We start from the raw sequence: 21105 nt of genomic DNA, 5'->3' as shown, positions 1-21105 counted from the left end.
GCGCAGCGGAAAGGCGGGCGAACGAGGGGGCGCCGAGCGCGTGGAGACAGCGGTACGCTTCGGACGGGCGTGCCGCAACGGGCGCGCGCGTGCCGACCACCCCGGCGGACCGGATCCGACGATCACAAGCTTGGGCGGTTGATTGCGGCACCGGCCTCTCCCCTGCCTCTTGATGGGCATGCGCCTTGGTAAGCGGTGTCAGAAGGGGATGCAAGGTGGGTGAACGACCGCACGCCGACTGCCGTCCGTGGCACTTTACCCGGGTAAAGTGCCATTCGTGGTCAAAACATGGGTGGGGCCGCGCTGGGGATTCACATCGGAGCTGCTCTGTGCTTGGAATGTTCCCATGTTCCAGCCCGATCTCTTCGCGGTCCCCGTGGCTCAAGAGCCGGCAGCGCCGGTGCCCGCGCGGTCCATGGACCTGCCTGCCGTCCTCGAACGCCTGTCCACCTTGTGCGAGCGCCCCCGCTACAGCTTCATGGTGCTGAACCTGATCGCCCAGGCGAGCGCCCAGACCGGTTCGGCCGGTCCCTTCGTGCGGGAGGGCAATCGTCGCGTGCCGGTGCGCGATTGGCTGTGCGACGCGCTGATGCCGGTGGCCCAGCGGGATCCACGGCGGCGCGCGATCGCGGGCAGGGTACGTGCGGAACTGCAGGCCAAGCGCGCCTTGCCCGCCGACCCGGCAGAGGCGGAGGCCGTGATCGAGAGCCAGGTGCGCAAGCGCGTACGTCAGTCGGGCCGGACCAACGTCAGTCGAGCGGTGTCGGAGCTCGTGCGCGCTGGGCTCGTCCGGCGACATTACGAGGGCTATCGCGTCGACCACCACAACCGCGGTGCACAGCGGCAGGCAGTGTATACGGTGACGGAGGAGGCCCGGCGCGCGCTCCGGCAGGGCTGAGGAGGCGCAGGGGTTCGCCGGTCGAGCGCGGCGTCGCCGCGGGCGTGTCACCACGTCACCCGCTCTGCTGCGTGCCTCCGCCCGGCAGTTCGAAGGCCTATGGTGACCCACAGGCCGACGACCGCGCAAAGGGCCGCTGCGGCGAAGGGAAGGGCGTAGTTCGAGCGTTGGGCGATCGCGCCCGCGAGCGGACCTGCTGCGCACAGCGCGGCATCGACGAACAGTGCAAAGGTGCCGATCGCCGTTCCGCGACTTTGCGGCGGCACCTGTTCGATCACGATGACGCCCAACGCGGGGAAGATCATCGCAAAGCCGAACCCCGTGATCGCGGCACCAGCAACGGCCATCTGGGGGCTGGCGGACAGGTACAGAAGCGCGAGGCCCGCCGCCTCCACCGCAAGGAAGCGGGAGGCGCTTCGCAGACCGCTCCGGCTTTCGAGGCGTGCGGCAAAAAGCATGCGTGAGACGACAAAACCGCCGCCAAAGGCGGAGAGGGCCATCCAGCCATCCGGCCATCCGGCCGCCGCAAAGAAGAGGGTGACGAATGCCGTCACCACTCCGAACCCCATCGTCGCCAGGGCGAGCGCTGCCCCGAACGGAAAAACGCGGGCGAAAACGCTCCGTATCGGCATGCGAACTGCCTCTGGGCCGCGCATTGCCGGCTGGACTAGTGCGAGCGCGCAGCCGGCGATGCCGATCGACGTCAGGGCCGCACCGAGCAGCACCAGACCGCCGCGCTCGCTGAGGACTACGCCCAGCGGCGCACCTGCCGCGATCGCTGCATAGGTGGCGATGCCGTTCCAGGAGATCATCCGCGCGGCTTGTGGAGCACCGATGCGGGCGATCCCCCATAGCATGGCGCTGGTGCTGACAAGGCTTTCGCCTGCGCCCAGCAGAAGCCGGCCGGCCAGCATCACGGCCAATGCCGCGGCGGGTGAGGGGAACTGCAGGGCGGCGACGGTGGCGATGCCCGCGCCTGCGCAGCACAGGAACCCCAGCACGACACCTCGGCGGGGACCTGAGCGATCGATCATCGGCCCCACCAGCAGGCGGTTGGCTACCGTTGCCAGGTACTGGGCCGAGACAAGGAGCCCCCCGACCACCGGGCCGAACCCCAGATCCAGCGCCCAGCCCGGCAGCACTGCGAGGGGAAGCCCGACCGCCAGATAGGCAAGGGCGGTATAGCCGGCGCACAGAAGCATTCCCGGTCCGCGACATTCTCCGGTCACATCGCCGCCCCGGCTCACACCACAGCCGGACCGGGCCCGGTTTCCGCGCCGGCTTCGGCTTCGCCGATCCGCGGCAGGAGCAGATGGAGGATGAGGAGCGCGATCAGATAGGCGCTGCTAGCCCAGACGAACACCGGCCAATAGGATCCAAAGGACTCCAGCGCGTGGCCGACATATTGCGCCATGATCATGCCGCCGATCGCCCCCGCAGCACCACCGATCCCCATGACGGACGCGACAGAGCCGCGGGGCACCGTGTCCGACACTACGGCGTAGAGGTTGGAGGACCATCCCTGATGCGCCGCCGCGGCGAGACCCAGGATCGCGACGGCACTCCAAAGATGGGAAGCGCCCGTGGCGAAGAGGATCGGGATCACGCACAGCGCACAGCCCAGCAGCGCGAGCTTACGCGCGGCGTTGACCCCGAACCCCCGCTTCATCAGTGCGGACGACAGCCAGCCGCCGCCGACGCTGCCCGCGTCGGCCAGCAGATAGATCGCGACCAGTGGGGGGCCGAACGTCTTCAGATCGAGCTGATATTGCTTCGACAGGAAGTCCGGCAGCCAGAACAGGAACAAATACCAGACCGGATCGGTCAGGAACTTGGCGATGGCGAACGCCCAGGTCGGACGCTGCCCGAAGAGGCGGCGCCAAGGCACGCGGGTCTGCGGCTCTGTGGCGGCGTCGGCTTCGATGTAGGCGAGCTCGGATGCGCTCACCCGAGGGTGCGCGGCAGGCTGGCGATAATAGCGGAGCCACGCGACGAGCCACAGGAAGCCGATGAGCCCGGTCACCACAAAGGCTGCCTCCCAGCCGAAGTGGATGGTCAGCAGCGGCACGACGATCGGCGTGGCGATCGCGCCGACATTGGCACCGGCATTGAGGATGCCTGCCGCGAGCGCGCGCTCGTGGCGCGGAAACCACTCGGCGACCGTCTTGATCGCCGCAGGGAAGTTCGCGGCCTCGCCCAGGCCAAGGAGGAATCGCGCGCCGGAAAAGCCGAGCGGCGTGCGTACCAGGGCGTGCAGCATCGCTGCCAAGCTCCAAAGCCCGATCGCACCCGCATAGCCGAGCCGCGTGCCAATACGGTCGATCACCGGCCCGCACGCAAGCAGCCCAAGTCCGTAGGCAGCCTGGAACCAAAACACGATGTTGCCGTAGTCGACCTCGCTCCAGCCGAGCTCAACCTCCAGGGTGGGCTTCAGGATGCCGATGATCTGGCGATCCACATAGTTGATGGTCGTCGCCAGGAACAGCAGCGCGCAGATGATCCAGCGGACGTTGGTGGCAGGACGGGCAAGCGCGGGGGCGGGAGCTTTTGGCAACACCATCTTCTGCCTTCTTCCTGTAGTGCCGGCGAAGCCGCGGGACCGGGTGCTCAGGCGCGGGTCGCCTTGGCCTGTGCGTTCAGCACCAGCTCGGCCGCCAGCAGCGCGCCTTCCTGGTCCTGCGCGACGGAGGTGCGCTCGACGATGTCGGTGATGAACTGGGGGCCGAACGGAAGCGGCACCTTGGAACAGTCGAGATAGCGCGTGCCCTTGCGGTCGGCCAGGAACAGGTGGTTGCCGCCGGGCCGCCCCTCGATGTCCACGTATTTGCGCAGCTCGATATAGCCTTCGGTGCCCAGGATGAAGAGACGCCCGTCGCCCCAGGTCGGTAGGCCGTCGGGCGTGAACCAGTCGACGCGGACATAGCCGGTGCCGCCGTCGCCATGCAGCACCATGTCGCCGAAGTCCTGGAACTGCGGATATTCGGGATGGGCGAAGTTGCCGACCTGGGACGCGACGACCTTGGCGCGCTTGGTACCGGTCAGATAGACGAACTGGTCTGCCTGGTGGCTGCCGATGTCGGTCAGGATGCCGCCGTTCCGCTCGGTGTCCCAGAACCACTTCGGCCGGTTCGGCGCCCCCAACCGGTGCGGCGCGAGGTTCACGGTCTGGAGGACGCGACCGATGGCGCCGTCATGCACCAGCTGTCCGGCCTGTACGGCGGCGGGCACCTCCAGCCGTTCGGAATACATGATCCCGAACTTCTTGCCCGTTTCCTTGATCGCGGCGCGCACCTGGGCGAGTTGCTCCAGCGTGACGACCGCGGCCTTGTCGCCGAGGAAGTCCTTGCCGGCGCGCATTGCCTTGATGCCGAGCGGCGCGCGCAGGCCCGGGACCGCGGCGCTGCAGACCAACTTGATCCGGCGGTCCTCGATGATCTCGTCTTCCGAACGGGCGAGCTTCGCGCCGGGGTAGCGCTTCTGGAAGGTCGCGACCTGCTCCGGCACGGCCGAATAGAAGCTGGTCAGCACCCCCCCACCGCGGATCATCGCGTCGGTGATGGCGTAGATGTGGCCATGATCCATGCCGATGACGCCGAATGGCACGCGATACTTGGCTTCCGGCGCCGGGCGCGCGGGCGCACCTTCCGTCGGGGCGTCCCCGCGGGCCGCAGACTGTGCGAGTGCATCGGCAGCAAGGCCGGAAAGGCCGGCGGCAGCAGCCAGGCCGAGAAGGGTGCGGCGGTCTGTGTGGGTCACGGCGAGTCCTTGGGCAGAGGGGAAGTCTGGCAACAGAGGGTGGGGAGGATCAGACGTCAACCAGGCCGGTCGGCCAGGGCATCGCTTGGCCACGGTCCATCGCCTGTTCGCCGAGCAGCGAGGCGACGCTTGCCTGATAGGCCTGTGCGAGCAGCCCGGGCAGCGGCCTGCCGGAACGGACCGCTTCGCCGAAGCCCTCGAACTGGAGCATGGTCTCGTCATATTCGCCCCAGCCCAGGGACTCGCCCGGCGTGGTGACGGGCAGCTCCGGGAACCAGGTGGCCCCTCCGATCGGCACGGTTCGCTTGTGCCCGCGCGCCACGTCCTGGCGCATGCGCTGGAGTGCGAGCACCTTCGGCGGCACCTCGGCATAGATGCGGCCGAGTTCGGGCTCGATCGTGCCCTTGCTTCCCTGGATCTGCTCCTCGCAGCCGTAGCGCGCATTGTTCAGCAACGAGGTGTAGATGAACTTCCGCCCGCCGCTGTATTCATAGATCAGCGCGACATGGTCATAGACCTCCCGCCCGTCCTTCCAGAAGCAGATGCTGCCGGACCCGATGACGCGGGTCGGCACCCCGTCTAGGAACCAGTTGCCGACCTGTAGCTGGTGCGTGGCGAGCTCCGTCATCAGCCCCGCGGAGCTGTCGCGATACAGCCGCCAGTTGACGTGGCGGTCGTCGGCCCCGGCGGGGACCGGCCGGCGCCAGCTGTTGTTGCGGTGCCAGCTGGCGCGGATCTGGGTGACACTGCCGATCTCGCCCGCCTTCACACGCTTCAAGGCATTCAGGTAGGTGGGGTGGAACATGCGCTGATGGCCGATTTGCAGCACCTTGCCCGCCGCCTTGGACCTGCTGACCATCGCTCCGCAGTCCGCGATCGTCCGGGCCATCGCCTTCTCGCACCAGACGTGCAGCCCCGCATCGAAGCCATCGATGGTGTGGCGCGCGTGCAGGTCGAGCGGCGTGGCGATCACCAGCGCGTCCAGCCCACCTGCGTCGAGCATGGCACGATGATCGGTGAAGGCTGGCACGCTCGCGCCGGCGATCTCGCGACCCTTGGCCAAGTTGGGAGCATAGATGTCGCACACCGCGGCAACAGTGCAGTTGCGGGTCTTTACAATGTTGCGCATCAGCGCGCGGCCGCGATCGCCGGTGCCGATCACGCCCAGCCGGACGCGATCGCCCGCGCCGGCCAGAGCTGACCCGCCGGAAGCGGCGTTCGCAGCAGAGACGGCCCAGGGTGCAGCACCTGCGACTCCCGCGGCGGCGGTAGCCGCCAGCACGCGATCCAGGAACGACCGACGCGTGAAATCAAAGCTTTGGTCGGTCATGCAGCGAAGGTCCTTGTGCGCTGTGGTGAATCGATCGGGCCGAGGCCGAAACGGAAGCGGGAGTTCGACCGCCCGTGAAGAAGGCGTTCCGCCGCATCCTCATCGGCGGCGACCAGCGCGGTGCTCATGATCTCGGCGCGGGTGCCGTTGGATTCCACCGCCACCGCACAAAGCGGCGCACCAACGGGGACGCGGGTATGCGGCCGGATGATCGCGGCGCGTTCCGGCGCTCGTGTCCCGGCCCCCACGGTCGCCGAGATCGAAAGCGCCTTGTCGGCAAGCTCCAGCGCCAGCAGCTCGATCTCCGGATCCTCCGGATGCGGGATCGCGAATGGCCAGCCTCCGCCCAGCGGGTGCTCGCCCAGCACCGCGATCGAGCTCTCGCCCAAGGTAAGGAGCGCGGAAGTCGCCCCGGCTTCGCGGAGCACCGTCGTCGCGCGGTCGAGCGCGATCCCCTTGCCCAATCCGCCGAAGTCGAGCGCCAAAGACCGGTCCGCCCTGACCCGGCGCGCATGCCGATCGAAAGCGACCATGGTCCATGTCGTGCCCGTGCGGACGTCCGCTGCGATGTCGAACAAGCCCACCGTCTCGGCATGGCCGTCCGCTGCGGCCTCCAGGGCATCGAACAGCAGCGCGTCGTCGACGGGGGCGGAGCGGCCCGACAACAGCGCCTCGTTCAAGGCCGTGGCGGGCGAGGGGCGGTGGATCGTAAGCGCGTCATCTACCGCCTCGATCGCGCGCCGGGCGACGGCGAGCGCGTCATCGTCGCCGCCGTCGAAGCGATGAAGCTCGACGCGCGTCCCCATCGCCGCGAAGCGCAGGACGCCGGGCTCGGTCGTCACCGGCTCAGGCCTTCAGCTCCCATCCCGGCTCATAGTCGACCGCCCACAGCTTCATCGCCTCGGCGTTCGAGGGACGGCCCGTCGCTCCCTCCACGGTCAGCGCCTGGTTGGTGCGATAGGCCATGTTGCCGAGGTGGCAGATGGTGGTGCTGATGTGCGCCTCTTCGATGGGCGAGTTCAGCGATGCTGCCTTGCCGCGGATCACGTCCACGAGATTGCCCGCGTGGTAGACGTCCAGCACGCCTTCGCCCACGGTGCCGGTCGTCTCCGATGTCGCCGCGGCGCTAACGGCTCGGGTCTGCTTGCCTTCGCGATCGTAGATCTCGAACCCGTTCCGGTCGACCACGGCCGATCCCTTGGTGCCGAGCAGCAGCACGCCGCGACCGCGGCCGAAGCGCGGCATCGCATTGCCGCTTTGCCCGTCCCAGCGGATCATGCGGTCGCCCTCATAGGCGAGGTCGAGCGCCATCGTATCGTACATTTCCCAGTCGTCGTTGGTGAAGAACTGGCGCGATCCGCGCGCGGCCACCTCCTTGGGATAGGCGAGGCCCATCAGCCAGCGCGCCACGTCGATCTCGTGCATGGCGTTGTTGCAGATCTCTCCCGTTCCGTACTGCCACACCCAATGCCAGTTGTAGGGAACGAGATTGGACCGGTACGCCGCGCGCGGCCGCGGACCTTGCCACAGGTCCCAATCGAGGTTGGCAGGGGGCGGCACTGGCCGGCCGCGCCCGATCGGCTTGCGCGCGATGCCGTACCATGCTTGCGCCTCATAGACATGGCCGAGTTCGCCGGACTTGATCCGCTCTGCGAGCTGCCGCGTCTCGGGACTGGAACGCTGCTGGTTCCCGATCTGCAGCTTGCGTCCGGTACGCTTTTGGACCGCGATCATCGCCTCGCCCTCTGCGGGAGCGATGCCCACCGGCTTCTCGCAATAGACGTGGTGACCTGCGTCCATGGCGTCGGTGGCGATCTTCACGTGCGAGAAGTCGGGCGTTGCGACGGTGACCACGTCGACGACCTTGCGGTCGAGCAGGCGTCGGTAATCTCGCTCCGTCTTCACCGGGAACCCGCGCTCCGCAGAGGCCGCGGCGCGTTTCGCCAGCACGGCGCTGTCGCAATCGACGAGGTAGGTGACGGCAACATTGGGCAGTTTGGAAAACGCGCTCATGTGCGCCTGTCCGCGGCCGTTCACGCCCACGACGGCGACATGGACGCGGTCGTTAGCTCCCTTGATCCGCCCATAGCTGCGCGCCGACATCGCCACGCCCACCGTGGCTCCGGCACCCTTGATCATCGTTCGACGGTCGAGCATCGTTCTTCCCCCCGATCTAGAATTGACGGATCTTGATCGAGCGGAAATCCACCCGGTCGCCGTGGTCCTGCAAAAGGATCGGGCTCTCGGCCCAGGTGCCGAAGCCTTGCTGGCCGGCGAATTTGCTCTGCGCGACCGCTTGGCGGAATTCCGGCGATCCGCGTTCGAACTCGACCATCTTGAAGCCGTTCAGCCAGTGCTCGACATGGTTGCCGCGCACGACGATCACCGCGCGGTTCCACTCGCCCGGCGGGTTGATCCGCTTCCCCGGGTTCGATGGGTCGAGAAGATTCTGCGGCGCGATCACGTCATAGAGGGCGGCCAGCGTGCGGTTGCCGTCGCGGCCCATCTTGGCATCGGGATGCCGTGCATCGTCCAGAAGCTGATATTCGAGGCCGACCGAACCGGTGCCAGGCGCCACCCGATATTTGATGCCGCTGTTCGCGCCGGGGGTGAGCCGATAGTCGACGGACAACTCGAAGTCGCGGTACGGGGCCGCAGTAGCGAGGTCGCCGCCCCCTCCGGTGACCGAAAGCGCCCCGTCGGCGATCGCCCAGCCCTTTACCGGAAAGCCGTCGCCCTTGATGCTGCGCCAGCCCTTGGTGCTGCGGCCGTCCCACAGCAGCGACCAGCCCGCCTTGCGCTCGCCCGGGCTCAGCTGATTGGCGAGCCATCCCTGCTGCTCCAGGGCGTTCTCGGGAAGCGCATAGCGTGCGGGCGCCTGCGTGATCACGCGGATGTTGCGGAAGCGCACTTCCGGCCCTTTCAGCGCCTGCTCCTCGGGGATCGCGTGCACCTGGAAGGCGATGAAGCCCCGCGCGTCCGCGTCGTCGACGATGTCGGCCGCGGGAACGCCATTGACCCAGGTCCGCAGACGGTTGCCGATCGCCTCGATCCGGTAGTGGTTCCAGTCGCCGGAGCGGAAGGTCTTGCGGGCGGGATCGTTGCGCCCGAGGCTGTAGAGCCACAGGCGGCGCTGTTCATCGTACAGGCCGCCGCTCCATGCTCGCGCCGACGGATCGATCTCTGCCTGATAACCGTGTACGACGCCGTTGCGGTAGTCGGGCCGGCTCTGGCCGCGCACCATCACCCCCGAGTTGAGCAGCGGATCGGTCTTGGCGTCGAACTCCATGATATAGTCGCCATAGGTGGCGTCGGAGACGAGCCAGCTGTTCGTCTTGCCCGGCGCGGCTCGGCCGATCAGTTCGCCCCCGACCACCGTGTAGCGCGCATTCCCGCCCGTGCTGTGCCAGCCCCTCAAGGCGGCGTCGGGCGTGATGTTGCGCCACGGCTCGGCAGTCTCGGCGCGGAGGGAGGCTAGGGGTGGCGCGAAGCCGACCAGCATCGCTGCCGTCCAGACGGCTGCTGCCAGCACCGCCTTGCCCACCGCGCGACGCGACTTGCTGCTGGACGCGATTGCGCTTCCGCTCATTCCGCCATCATCCTCATCCCCGGACGCGCATTGGTCGTTGCCACGCGCTTTATGCTCCATGCGTAAAAGGCGGTCCGGCCACATGCAAGAGGCTGTCAGACATTTTAAGGAGGTACTGTACCGTCAGATGCGCCCAAGGGGTTGACGCAGCGCGACTTCATGCAGGAAGGCCGATGCGGAAGCGGTGTCGGATCGCGCGCAGTTAGAGATCGGGAATAAACATGTCAGGCAACAATGGCGGCAAGCTGTATCGGAAGATCGTGCAGGCCATCATCGCGGACATCGGAGCTGGCGTCTTTCCCATCGGGTCCCGCCTCCCTGCCGAGCGGGACCTCACGGAACGCTTCGGAGTGAGTCGGCCGACCATTCGCGAGGCGATGATCGCGCTGGAGATGCAGGGCCTGGTGGAAGCGCGAAAGGGATCGGGCGTGTTCGTCCTCGCCTCGACGACCGACGAGGCAGGCGAGGAATACGACATTGGAGCATTCGAGATCATCGAGGCGCGCCGCCTTGTAGAGGGGGAAGTCGCGGCGGTGGCGGCAACGGAGATCGACGACGCCCAGCTGGCACAGCTGCGCGCGCTAGTCGCTGAGATGGCGCAGGAGGATGTGACCGCGGCCGAGGACGCGGATCGCCGCTTCCACATCGGCATCGCCGAGGCGACGGGCAACGCCGTCATCATCTCCGCGGTGACCGACTTTTGGGATCTACGTTTTCGATCGCCGCTGGCGCGCGAGGTGCTGCGCAAGGCTGGCAGCCTGGGCACGAAGGAGCGTCTCGAGGAGCACGGTCGCATCCTGCGCGCGCTGGAAGCGCGCAATCCGGCCGAGGCGAGACTCGCCATGCGCGATCATCTGACGCGCGTGATCGACCACCTGCTCCATCTCAACGAAGCCGAGGCGGTGGAGCGCGTCCGTGCCGAGACCGCGCAACGCCGACGCGCCTTTGCACGCCGCGCTGTCTGATCAAGCTCTATGGTTCCGCTAACATTGGTCAGTTGAACCGTACATTCCAGTAAGAGAACTACTGCCGCCAACTGCCCGACCACTTGGCCTCTATTGTCATACAGGTTGTGCAGTGTTACCCGACAGCAGGATTGATGCCGGTGATCGGCACATCACTGCCAAGGACGTCCATCAAGGGCGCCGGGTATAACAGGGAGAGGCGGCGTGAGGCTCAACAGCGGCAACAAGAATCGTTTGCTCCTTTCGACCAGTGTTCTCATTCCGCTACTCACGGCCGCGATCCAGGCGCAGGCACAAACCGCTGCCGCGGGAGTGACGAGCGACATGGGCGTGCCCGAGGCGGGACAGGCGGACCAAGCGGCGGCTTCCACACAAGCCCCACAGGAGCCAACCGACGGCGCTCCGCAAACTGACATCGTCGTCACGGGATTCCGCGCGTCGCTCAACAGCGCCCTCAATGCGAAGCGCATCGAGACCGCGGCAATCGACAGCATCGTTGCCGAGGACATCGGCAAGTTCCCGGATTCGAACCTGGCCGAGTCCATGCAGCGCATTCCGGGCGTCGCGCTTTCGCGGGGCGACGGCGGCGAGGGGCGCAACATCTCCGTCCGCGGTCTCGGTGCGCAATTCACCCGTGTACGCATCAACGGCATGGAAGGCGTCTCGCAGGTCAGCGGAAGCGACATTCGTGGCGGCGTCGCGAGCGGGCGCTCATTCGACTTCGTGACTTTCCCGACCGAGATCTTCTCTGCTCTATCCGTGCGAAAGACGCTGTCTGCCGATGTGGAGGAGGGGTCGCTGGGTGCGACCGTCGATTTGCGTGCGCCCAAGCCGTTCGATCAGCGCGGTGACGACCTGGTCCTGACGGGCACCGCCCGCGGCATCTACAACGACATCCGCAAGAAGGTGGATCCGCGCCTATCCGCGCTGGTCTCAAAGAAGTTCGGCGACACGTTCGGCGTGCTTGGAAGCATCGCCTATTCGAAGCGCCACATCGACGAATACGCCTATTCGGCGGTCGATGTCGTCCCGACGACCGTCTATGGCCTGGCCCAACCGGCCGGCACGGCCAACGCAGGCGTGATCTTCCCGTTCTGCACGCCGGTAGGCTATGTCTATAACGGCGTTCCAACGACCAGCCCGGTGCCCGGCTATACCCAGCCGAACGGCACGCCGATCGGCGCCGACGCCAACAACTGCAGCACCAACAATCCGCGCACCGGCACGGCGGCTGCCTACGACTATATCATGAGCCGTACGGGGGTGAACGGCAAACCAGGCGGCGGCGTGTACCTGCCGCGCCTGCCGCGCCCCGTGAAGAGCAGCCAGAACCAGGAGCGCCTGGCAGGGTCGCTGACGCTGCAGTGGAAGCCGACCGACGACACCGACATCTCGCTCGACGGACTCTATTCCCGATTCAAGGTCCATCGGCTCGACACCATGTTCGACGCGCGTTCCTTCGGTCGCGCCATCTCGAACAACGGCCAACCGCTCACCTCCGTGCGCGACATCGAAGTCGACGACAATGGCTCACTGGTCCACGGCCTCTTCGACGGCGTCGATCTTCGCTCGGAGATGCAGGACGAGCGCTTCACCTCCACCTACAAGCAGGTGAACTTCAACTTCGACCATCGCTTTTCGGACAGCTTCCGGCTTTTCGGCTTGGCGGGGATCAACCAGTCGGTGCTCGACGTGGATCGCCTGCAGGTGGCGATCGACTCCAACGATACGCGCGACTTCTCGATCGACTTCCGCGACAATCCCGACATTCCCAAGATCACCTATGGGATCGACACGACGAACGCAGCGCTGTTTCAATATGGCCCACCGCTTCCCACCGGCGACCAGCGCGGGCAATTGTCGAACTTCATCCGGCGTAACAAGATCACGAGCAAGACCTTCGAGCTGAATGGCGAGTGGGAAGCTGCGTCGCAGTTCACCGTGCAGGTCGGCGGGCAATATCGTACCAACAGCTACACCGCGCGGGAGCGTCAACTCGCCACCAACACGCCGCTCGAACTGCCCACCGGCGTATCCCTCTCAAGCCTCACCTTCGTGACGAACGGGGTGGGCAAGAACCTCGACGGGCAACTGCAGGACTTCGTTTCGATCGATCCGGACAAGTTCCGCTCGGCGGTCGGTCTGGACGACTATGTCTACTGCAATCTGGAATGCGCCAAGGGAACCTATGGTGGCGTGAAGGAGACCTACGGCTCGGGCTATTTGATGTTCAAGTTCGACACGGAGAACATCCTGCCGTTCACCCTGCGGGGCGATGCCGGTGTCCGCTATGTCCACACCGGGCTGAACACCTATGGTCCGATCACCACCGCGTCGCCCTCCGGTTCGACCTACCCATCGATGTACGTGATTTCCGAGGTTAGCCGATCCTACGAGGATTGGTTGCCGTCGATCAACCTGGCCCTGAACATCACGCCGGACCTGATCGCGCGCGTCTCGGCAGCGCGGGTGATGTCGCGCCCCTCCTATGGCCAGTTGATCCCCGCCGGTTCCGCCAATCTGGTGATCCAGACGGCCTCCTTCAGCAACCCGTTCCTGGACCCCATCCGGGCCAACACCTTTGACGGCTCGCTCGAATGGTATTTCGCTCCGGGATCGCTGATTTCGGTCGCCTATTTCTACAAGAACATCGAAACCTATATCCAGACGACGAGCACCCAGGTTCCCTTCGAGGAAATCGGCCTGCCGCTGAGCTTGCTCTCGGGAACGCAGCTGCGGCCGACCGACCTGTTCACCGTTCAGCGCAGCAACAACACCCCCGGCGGTCCGCTGCGCGGCTGGGAAGTGAACGTACAGCTGCCGTTCCGCTTCCTGCCGGGGGCGCTCAGCAACTTCGGTGCGCTGGCGAACTTCACGCGGGTGCGCTCGAACATCGACTACATCATCTCGCCGACCCTTACGCGCACGGCTCCGCTCGTCGGCCTCTCACCGGAAACCGCCAGTGGCACGCTGTACTATGAGGACGAGAAATTCAGCATCCGTTCTACCGTGAACTATCGGTCCTCGTTCCTCACGGCGGTGCCGAGCGGTTCGGTCGATGCGGACTCGACGTCCAACGCCAGTTCGATCTTTGTGGACGCTTCGGCGTCCTACAACATCAGCGAAAACCTCAAGCTGATCGCGGAAGTCTCGAACATCACCAACGAGACCAACCGGCTGACGGTCGACACCACGCGCCAGGACCCGCTGTACACGGCCTATTTCGGCCGCACCTACGCGCTAGCCGTCAACTTCCAGTTCTGAGCGTTGCACCGTACGGGGCCGTGTCTCGCCGGAGACACAGCCCTCTTCGGCTTGAAGCTGGGTCCGATAGCAAGGATTATGTCTATAAGTGGGAAATATCCGGAAGCGCGGAGGTGACGTTTTCATAGCCTCTCGCGGCACGACCAGCCAGCGTCGCGGCAGGCAAGCGATCCGCCTCCATCTCACACCGGCTTCCGTCCACCACCACCAATTGCGACATGGGGTCCCGATCCGGGTGGATCATGACGAGATCCCCGCGTTCCACCCAGTCGAGTGTGGCTCCGGGATCAGCATGCGGCGATCTCGCACCTGGAACCCTGGCCAGCATGTGGGGGCTGCGAGGCTGGACGGCGTGGAAGCCGCGAAAGACCGCACGCCCGGCATCGACGAAGATGCACGGTCCCACCGGCGTGCGCTTCACCCGCAGCACGCGGGTCAGGAGCACGGCCGCCTCCGGCGGAAGACCGGCGACGGGAATTCCCAACACAACATCCGAGGCGCTTGCGCACCTGCTTAGCGCATCATCGTCCATGCCGCCGGGCACGGCGGTGAGATCGACGCGTTCGACGCGATGCCCCTGCGCCCGAAGGTGGCCGATCAGCGTCCCGATCGCGGCAGGTTCCATTGCCGCGGCGGCAGAAATCGACAGCCCGCAGAGATCGAGACCGGCCAAGCGGGAGAGGCGGTTGTACGCGGCGGGAAAAGCGGCCGGATTGGGAGCAAGACTGGCGACGCGCAGCAGCGCTCTTGCCCGGGTTCCGCGTGCGAGCGCCAGGGCCGAGAGCAGCGCGCCCTCCTCCTCCAGCTCGAGCGTGAAGCGGCCGATGCCGGCCGCAAGCGCTGCGGCCAGTGCAGCGCCGTTCCCGGAGGAGCCGGAAAAGCCGATCTCAGCGGGTGGTATCCCGGCTGCGAGCGCCTGGTGCATTTCCGGACCGGAGGTTACGTCGGCGCTGCAACTCTCCGTTGCCAGCCGGCGCAGCACCGCCGCGCTGGCGATCGAGCGGATTGAAAGGACATGCTGGACACGGGGTACCGGCCGCGGGGTGGCAGCCCCGAGGGCAGCGGCCGAGACGACGAGAACCGGTGTCCCCACCATTGCGGCGACAGCGGAAAGGGGTACGTCCTCCACGTGGAGCACGCCTGAACGGAACGCGCACTCCATTCGGCTCTCAGCGCCGCACGCGATCGGATCGACGCTCTTGGCGACGCATCCGCTGGGTGTGGATCGCGGCCGCCGTTTGGCAATGGCCGCGGCGCTCCGCGCGCAGGGCCACCGCTACCCGCTTGCCATGGAGCATCAGCACGATGCCGCAGATCGCTCCCAGAAAGAAGACGATCGTAAGCGGTGAGCCGTCGCGATGGAGAAAGGTGCCGGCGCACGCGATGGCGCTCAGCAGCAGGCCGGCCGCCCGCCACCGGAGGTCACGCCCGGTCATGCCGCCCACCGGTCTGCGGCAGCGGAGCTGTCGTCGATCACGACCTCTGCTGCACGGCCAAGCGCCGCCCTGATGTCGCCGGCTTCCGGCGCCGGATAGCGGTGCCAGAGCAGCAGGTCCGCCGGCAGGTCCGCCTCGTCGCGAAGTGCGGCTGCGACGTCGCCGACCTCGAAGGTCACGCCGATCGCCCGGTCGCGCAAGCGGGCCGCAGAAGCGCGTGCGCGCCCGATCATCGACGAGGAGCCATCGATCCCCCGTCCCTCGATCGCAGTGAACCCGATCGCGCGGGCCTGAAGAAGCGCGCCCAGCAGCAGCGCGCCGGCGCCGCAGTCTGCGTCCACGATGCGGATCGCATGGCGCCCCTGCTCTTTCAACGCGGCGAGGTGCGCCGTGACGGCAGCCCAGCGCGGGTCATGGGCCGCCGAACGGTGGACGGATGGGCTGCGAGGGCCGGGCTTCGGCAGCCGGTGAACCGGGATCGGTCCTGGCGAGATGGAAAGGAGTTCGTGCATGACTGCCTCCCTCATGCCGCGCGGGCGAGCGCATGCCGTGGCGCCGGCGCCGGATCGAAGGAGACCAGCGGGACCAGCGGTGCGGATGCGATCGCGATCTCTGCCCGGTAGATTCCGCGCTCCTCGCGCGCATAATGCATGGCCGCTGCATAGGAGACGAAGCGGCCTTCCAGTGTCTTGCCGCTGTCCTGGACCAGCCAGTGGCCAGCGCAGTCCTGGCCCACGTAGATGATGCGCCCGGGTTGGTCGGGCTCTGGAGAAACGTCCGACATCATGTCGATTGTACCTCGGTAGGCCGGGCTCCATGGCCCGTCACCCGGCGATCTACGGACCGCCGCATAGCGTTTCGAGATCGTTTCCCGGCTTTCGCATAGCGCCCGCATAGCGGCGTAGCGCTGGCGCCAGTCGCGGACCTGGAACTGCCGTTGGGCATTCGGCTATTCTGTAGAGCAGGCCACAGCGCGGCCATGGGCCTGCGTCAGCGACGTGTGTGGAGAGGCTCAGGATCGGACGCGTGACGAGCCGCTTCCCGCAGCGACGCCGTCCGGATCGCGCGATCGGCCAGAAGCCGGGCGACACCATAGCGGGAGTCGAACGCGGCGGACTCGTCCATTCCGGCAGGCTCCGAAACCGGGAGCACCTCCGTCGGCTTCGCGGCCGGCGGCTCCAGACGCTCGAACAACCGGGCGCCGTTCGTCAGCAGCAGGACGCCAAGACTTGCGAGCACAAAGCTGAGCAGCCCGGTGGCGAACTCGGCTGCCTGTGCCGGGCCGCCTTGCGCCGCGACGAAGATCGCGCGGTGAAGGAGCGTGCTTGCCGCGGCGGCCGCGAGGCAGACGACGCCTGTAAGGCGTGCGGTGAGATTGGTCATGCCCTTGCCCTGTCGAGGGCCTGTCCCGCGCCTGAGCGGACCCCGTGCCAGGCCATCCCTGCCGCCGCCGTGGGTTCAGGCGTAAGCCAGGCGTCCGGCAATTCCGGCACGACGTTCGCGTTCGGGAGCAGGGCGTGGTGCCATGCGTCGGCGGGGCGAGAAGGGGCGGCGCGATTGTGGCGCCAGCGCGCACTGACCCGCACCGGTGTGAACAGGCGTGGTCCCAGGAATGCCAGCGCGCCTCCCGCGCTCGCGGAAATCACCCCGAGGCCGGCGAGCAGGTACGGGATCAGGCCCGGGGCAGTTGGCGGATAGCTCGCGAGCCTGGCGATTGCCGCCCAGGCAAGGCCGCACAAGGCCACTCCGACGGCGCGAAGCCCGATGCTCGCCTTCCACGACCGATGCCACGTGCGCATGCCACATTCCCCGTTGTGGCGGCCCAGCTATCCCCCGGCGCATAGCAATTCGAGATCGATTCAAGGCTTTCGCATAGCGGGCCCATAGTGCGGCGTTCCCGATGCCCAGCGTTAGCTATCGGGCCGCAGCCGGTAGCCGACGCCGAGTTCGTTGGCGATCACGCTCCCGACGGGGCCGGGCGCCTCCAGCTTCTGGCGGAGATTGCGGATCACGATCCTCAGATATTCCACCCGCGGATCCTCTTCCCCGCTCCAGGCGGCGGCGATGATGCGCTCGTGCGTGACGACCCGCCCGATGTGGCGCGCGAGCACCGCCAGCACGTCGTGCTCCTTGCGGGTCAGATGCAGTTCCTCGCCGGCCCGGCAGACGAGGCGTTGGTCGAGGTCGATGGTGATGTCTCCGCGGCGCACCAGCTTGGGCGTCGCACCGGAGCCGCCGTGATGGCGCAGCGCGACACGCAGCCGGGCAAGCAACTCGTCGGTGTCGAAGGGCTTGGTCACATAGTCGTCGGCGCCAAGGTCCAGCGCCGCCACCTTCTCTTCCGTCGCTTCGCGTGCAGACACCACCAGGATCACGCCATTCGCCTGCTTGCGCAGCATCGGGATCAGGGTGAGGCCGTCGCGGTCGGGCAGTCCCAAGTCGAGGAGGATGGCGTCGGGCTCGTGTGCGGTTGCCTGCACCAGAGCCTCGCGTCCGTTCATTGCCTCCGCCACGGCATAGCCCGCGCGCTCCAGCGTATTGCGCAGCAGGCGGCGGATGGCGACTTCGTCGTCCACGATCAGGATTCTGGCGGCCATCAGGAGATGCTTTCCTGCGCGACGTCGCGCACGATGAGGGAAGGTGGGAAGAGGATCGCAAACGCGGCGCCGCTGCCGTCTTCCCGGTTGCCCGCCTCGACGCCTAGCCCCATGGCTTCGGCAAATGCCTTGACGATGGCGAGGCCGAGGCCGGTGCCCCCGGTCGCACGATCCGAGCCCTCGAGCCGGCGGAAGGTCTCGAACACCTCGGTCTCACGGCCCGGCGGCAGCCCGGGCCCGTGGTCGAGCACGGCGAGCCGGAGCTGGCCGTAGCGATGCCGGCCCTCGATGACGATCTCGGTACCGGGGTCGCCATAGCGGCCGGCATTGTCGAGCAGGTTCAGCAGGCAGTGGTGGAGCAGTTGCGGGTCGGCGCGCACCAGCGGCAGATCGGGTGGGACGTCTAGGCGCACCGGATGGCCCTCCAGCGCCCGGCGCGCGTCGTGCGCGGCGCCCGCCACGGCATCGCTCAGGTCCACCGCCTCGACGCTGAGCTTCAGCGCGCCCGCCTCCACCCGCGTCATGTCGAGGAGATTGGCGACGAACCGGTTGAGCCGTGACGCCTCGCTCTTGATGGTGCCGATCAGCTCCGGGGTGGCGCCATGGTCGAGGGCGTCGGCGGCGGCGAGCACGGCCGTAAGCGGCGTGCGCAGGTCGTGGCTGACCGACGACAGCAGCGCCGCGCGCAGCCGGTCGCGGGTGCGGACCGCATCGACGTCGCGGATCTCCGCCTGAAGGCGCAGCCGTTCGATCACGAGCGCAGCCTGGTTCACGAGGCTGGTGAGGAGCGGGAGCTGATCGGCACGGACCGGCTCGCTCCCGTTCTCGCGCGCGAGGCCCAACACCGCGAGCGTGCCTGCGCCCGACTTCAGCGGCTGGAACAGCCACTCGGATGCGGCGAGCGTCCCCGACCCCTTCCCTGCGGCTCCGCCCGTGTCGAACGCCCAGTTGGCGGCAGCCAGGTCCATGGTGTCGAGACGATAGTCCGGGTTGGTCGCGGCAAGCACGCCAAGGCCCGCACCAGGGGAAGGCGCCAGCAACACGGCCTGGACGTCGAACAGGCGTCCGACATCGTTGCAGATCACCCGCGCCGCCTCTGCCTGTTCGCTGACGCCGCTCAACTGGTGTAGGAAGCCCGCAAGCGTGGCGTTGGTGCGTGCACTTGCCGCCGCAATATCCGCCTGCGCACGCACGCGTGCGGTCAACTGGCTGGTGGCGACGGCGACGCCGAGCAGGACGAAGACCGAGACGATGTTCTCCGGATTGTTGACGGTCAGCGTGCCGGTCGGCGGCAGGAAGAAGAAATTGTAGCACAGGCTCGACGCCAGCCCCGCGAACAGGCCGGTGCGAAGACCATAGAGGCTGGCGGCCGCCATGACGGGAAGCAGGTAGAGCAGCGCGACGTTGCCGAGGTTCAGGACGTGGAACAGCGTGCTCGCAAGCGCGGTCACGGCCGCCACACCGAGCAACGTCAGGCCATAGCCGGCAGGCGATCCCCAGCCGCGACCGCGCGTGCGACCCGCCTGCGTGGGCGCGCTTCCCCCCTGCCCCGGCACCTCTTCCACCGGGAGCACGTGCACCGTCACGCCCGGCGTCCCGCGCACCAGCCGGTCGACCACCGAACCGTAGCGAAGTTCGAACCAGCGCGACCGCTTCGACTTGCCGACCACCAGCTGGGTGGCACGCGCGTCCGCCACGAAGGCCTGGATGCCTTCGAGTGCCGAGGGAGCCGGTACGGTGGCGATCGCACCGCCGAGCTGGGTCGCGAGCGACATGGTCGCCGCGATCCGCTCGTGCTGGGCGTCGCTGAATTGGGCCGCGCGCGGGGTCTCGATGAACAGCGCGGTCCAAGGCGCCTTGAGCGCGTCGGCAAGACGCTTGGCGGCGCGGACCAGGCCATCGGCGCCGGGCAGTTCGCTCACTGCGACGACGATCCGCTCGCTGCCCGCCCAGGTGCCGCCGACGCCGATCGCGCGCACATGCTCCAGCATTTGCGCGTCGACGGCTTGCGCCGCGCGCCGCAGCGCAAGTTCCCGAAGGGCCGAGAGGTTGGACTTGGAGAAGAAGTGGTTGAGCGCACGGGTCGCCTCGTGCGGGAGATAGACCTTGCCTGCCTTCAGCCGCTCGATGAGCTCGTCGGGCGGGATGTCGACGACTTCGACCTCCGCCATCTCCAGGATGCGATCGGGCACCGTTTCCCGCACGCGGACGCGGGTGAAGGACGCGACGACGTCGTTCAGGCTTTCCACGTGCTGGATGTTGATGGTGGAGTAGACGTCGATCCCGGCCGCCAGCAGCTCCTCGACATCCTGATAACGTTTGGGGTGCCGGCTGCCCGGCGCATGGTGTGGGCGAGCTCGTCGACCAGTGCGAGCCGGGGCGCGCGGGCGAGCACCGCGTCCAGATCCATCTCGCGCAACGTGCGCCCCTCGTAGGGGACGTCGCGCCGGGGGATCACCTCATGTCCGCGGACCAGCGCTTCGGTCTCTGCGCGGCCGTGGGTCTCGACCACGGCGACCACCACGTCGACGCCATCGCGGCGCCGTGCCGCGCCCTCCGAAAGCATCTCGTACGTCTTGCCGACGCCGGGGGCGGCGCCGAGGAAGATCTTCAAACGGCCACGGCCCTCCTGCGCCGCCTGGCGCAGAAGGGCGTCCGGGTCCGGTCGGTCGTCCCCGGAGAGCGGCATCAGCGCGGAAGGGCGTCCAGCGCGCGGTTGATCGCCAGGACGTTCACGTGCGGCGCGCCGAGCACCGCGCCGCCTTCCGTGCGCTCGCTGACGAGCGCGCGGACGCGCTCGACCGGGAGTCCCCGTACCGCGGCGATCCGCGGCGCCTGGGCCAGTGCCGCCTCGGGCGAGAGATCGGGATCGAGGCCGGAGCCGCTGGCGGTCACCAGGTCCGCCGGAAGCGGGCCGGTGATGCCCTCCGCCTGCCGCTTGGCGACATCGGGCTTCACCCGGTCGGTGAGTGCCTGGGCGGCAGGGCCGAGGTTGGAGCCCGACGATGCGAGGCCGTCATAGCCCTGGCCGGCGGCCGAGGGGCGCGTCTGGAAATAGCGGCCGGAGGTGAAGGCCTGGCCCACCACGGCCGAGCCGATCACGCGGCCGCTTCCGTCGCGCACGAGGCTGCCGTTCGCCTGGAAGGGAAAAAGTGCCTGGCCGATGCCCGTCATGGCCAGAGGATAGAGGATCCCGAGCAGGATCGCGAACAGGATCGTCAGGACGATCGCAGGCCGCAGCGAAGTGGAAAGGTCGTTGCCCATGCGAGA

Annotated in this window: 18 protein-coding genes and 1 pseudogene; 3 read left to right on the top strand and 16 right to left on the bottom strand. The window is 67.4% G+C overall.

Annotation, left to right across the window (positions count from 1 at the left end; all coding sequences use genetic code 11):
* The first annotated feature begins 346 nt into the window (after positions 1-346).
* Complete coding sequence (locus ABDZ92_RS12535; protein ID WP_125961111.1) at positions 347-898, top strand: hypothetical protein; 552 nt, start codon at positions 347-349, stop codon at positions 896-898.
* A gap of 47 nt (positions 899-945) precedes the next feature.
* Here the strand turns inward: ABDZ92_RS12535 and ABDZ92_RS12530 are convergent, their stop codons facing one another.
* From ABDZ92_RS12530 to ABDZ92_RS12500, 7 genes are read right to left on the bottom strand one after another with little or no spacing between them, the layout of a single operon-like run.
* Complete coding sequence (locus tag ABDZ92_RS12530; protein WP_425542291.1) at positions 946-2094, bottom strand: MFS transporter; 1149 nt, start codon at positions 2092-2094, stop codon at positions 946-948.
* A gap of 47 nt (positions 2095-2141) precedes the next feature.
* Positions 2142-3458 (bottom strand): MFS transporter, encoded by a 1317-nt coding sequence (locus ABDZ92_RS12525; RefSeq protein ID WP_125961113.1) that lies wholly within the window; start codon positions 3456-3458, stop codon positions 2142-2144.
* 47 nt (positions 3459-3505) lie between these two features.
* Positions 3506-4654 (bottom strand): Gfo/Idh/MocA family protein, encoded by a 1149-nt coding sequence (locus ABDZ92_RS12520; protein ID WP_125961114.1) that lies wholly within the window; start codon positions 4652-4654, stop codon positions 3506-3508.
* Between the two features lie 49 nt (positions 4655-4703).
* The gene (locus ABDZ92_RS12515) at positions 4704-5984 is read right to left on the bottom strand and encodes a Gfo/Idh/MocA family protein (RefSeq protein WP_125961115.1); all 1281 of its coding nucleotides are present in this window, start codon (positions 5982-5984) and stop codon (positions 4704-4706) included.
* Entirely contained in the window at positions 5981-6826 is an 846-nt protein-coding gene (locus ABDZ92_RS12510) for an FAD:protein FMN transferase (protein WP_125961116.1), read from the bottom strand. Before ABDZ92_RS12510 ends, ABDZ92_RS12515 begins: the two co-directional genes overlap by 4 nt.
* Before the next feature lie 4 nt (positions 6827-6830).
* Positions 6831-8141 carry a Gfo/Idh/MocA family protein gene (locus tag ABDZ92_RS12505; protein ID WP_125961117.1) on the bottom strand — a complete coding sequence of 437 codons (1311 nt, stop codon included), beginning with the start codon at positions 8139-8141 and terminating at the stop codon, positions 6831-6833.
* A gap of 16 nt (positions 8142-8157) precedes the next feature.
* Entirely contained in the window at positions 8158-9573 is a 1416-nt protein-coding gene (locus ABDZ92_RS12500) for a 3-keto-disaccharide hydrolase (RefSeq protein ID WP_241211869.1), read from the bottom strand.
* A gap of 221 nt (positions 9574-9794) precedes the next feature.
* Here ABDZ92_RS12500 and ABDZ92_RS12495 point away from each other — a divergent pair, with 221 nt between their 5' ends.
* Positions 9795-10538 carry a FadR/GntR family transcriptional regulator gene (locus ABDZ92_RS12495; protein WP_125961118.1) on the top strand — a complete coding sequence of 248 codons (744 nt, stop codon included), beginning with the start codon at positions 9795-9797 and terminating at the stop codon, positions 10536-10538.
* A 204-nt stretch (positions 10539-10742) separates the two neighbouring features.
* Positions 10743-13802: a TonB-dependent receptor gene (locus ABDZ92_RS12490; RefSeq protein WP_125961119.1), complete on the top strand. Its 3060-nt coding sequence runs from the start codon at positions 10743-10745 to the stop codon at positions 13800-13802.
* Positions 13803-13884: 82 nt separating this feature from the next.
* On the opposite strand, the gene ABDZ92_RS12485 is transcribed toward ABDZ92_RS12490, so the two are convergent.
* The 9 genes and pseudogenes from ABDZ92_RS12485 to kdpC all read right to left on the bottom strand — a co-directional run bounded on the left by ABDZ92_RS12485 (position 13885) and on the right by kdpC (position 21099).
* The gene (locus tag ABDZ92_RS12485) at positions 13885-14931 is read right to left on the bottom strand and encodes a hypothetical protein (protein ID WP_164521294.1); all 1047 of its coding nucleotides are present in this window, start codon (positions 14929-14931) and stop codon (positions 13885-13887) included.
* A 40-nt stretch (positions 14932-14971) separates the two neighbouring features.
* On the bottom strand, positions 14972-15238 hold the full coding sequence (locus ABDZ92_RS12480) for a hypothetical protein (RefSeq protein WP_125961213.1): 267 nt from the start codon (positions 15236-15238) through the stop codon (positions 14972-14974).
* Complete coding sequence (locus ABDZ92_RS12475; RefSeq protein ID WP_241211871.1) at positions 15235-15750, bottom strand: SAM-dependent methyltransferase; 516 nt, start codon at positions 15748-15750, stop codon at positions 15235-15237. Before ABDZ92_RS12475 ends, ABDZ92_RS12480 begins: the two co-directional genes overlap by 4 nt.
* Before the next feature lie 11 nt (positions 15751-15761).
* Positions 15762-16025, bottom strand: coding sequence for a hypothetical protein (locus ABDZ92_RS12470; protein ID WP_125961121.1), 264 nt, complete (start codon positions 16023-16025; stop codon positions 15762-15764).
* A 203-nt stretch (positions 16026-16228) separates the two neighbouring features.
* Entirely contained in the window at positions 16229-16621 is a 393-nt protein-coding gene (locus ABDZ92_RS12465; protein ID WP_125961122.1) for a hypothetical protein, read from the bottom strand.
* Positions 16618-17037 carry a hypothetical protein gene (locus tag ABDZ92_RS12460; protein WP_125961123.1) on the bottom strand — a complete coding sequence of 140 codons (420 nt, stop codon included), beginning with the start codon at positions 17035-17037 and terminating at the stop codon, positions 16618-16620. Before ABDZ92_RS12460 ends, ABDZ92_RS12465 begins: the two co-directional genes overlap by 4 nt.
* 111 nt (positions 17038-17148) lie before the next feature.
* A complete protein-coding gene (locus ABDZ92_RS12455) occupies positions 17149-17835 on the bottom strand; it encodes a response regulator transcription factor (RefSeq protein WP_125961124.1) in 687 nt (228 codons plus the stop codon).
* Positions 17835-20524 (bottom strand): annotated as a pseudogene (locus ABDZ92_RS12450) (DUF4118 domain-containing protein). The gene ABDZ92_RS12455 and the pseudogene ABDZ92_RS12450 overlap by 1 nt, the downstream one beginning before the upstream one ends.
* Positions 20524-21099: a potassium-transporting ATPase subunit KdpC gene (gene kdpC, locus ABDZ92_RS12445; RefSeq protein WP_125961126.1), complete on the bottom strand. Its 576-nt coding sequence runs from the start codon at positions 21097-21099 to the stop codon at positions 20524-20526. The pseudogene ABDZ92_RS12450 and the gene kdpC overlap by 1 nt, the downstream one beginning before the upstream one ends.
* Positions 21100-21105 lie beyond the last annotated feature (6 nt).

Origin of the sequence: Sphingomonas molluscorum, assembly GCF_039522995.1 — a bacterium.
GTDB classification, from domain to species: domain Bacteria; phylum Pseudomonadota; class Alphaproteobacteria; order Sphingomonadales; family Sphingomonadaceae; genus Sphingomonas; species Sphingomonas molluscorum.
The sequence above is the reverse complement of the archived record's forward strand: the minus strand, read 5'-3'. Positions and strand labels throughout refer to the sequence as shown.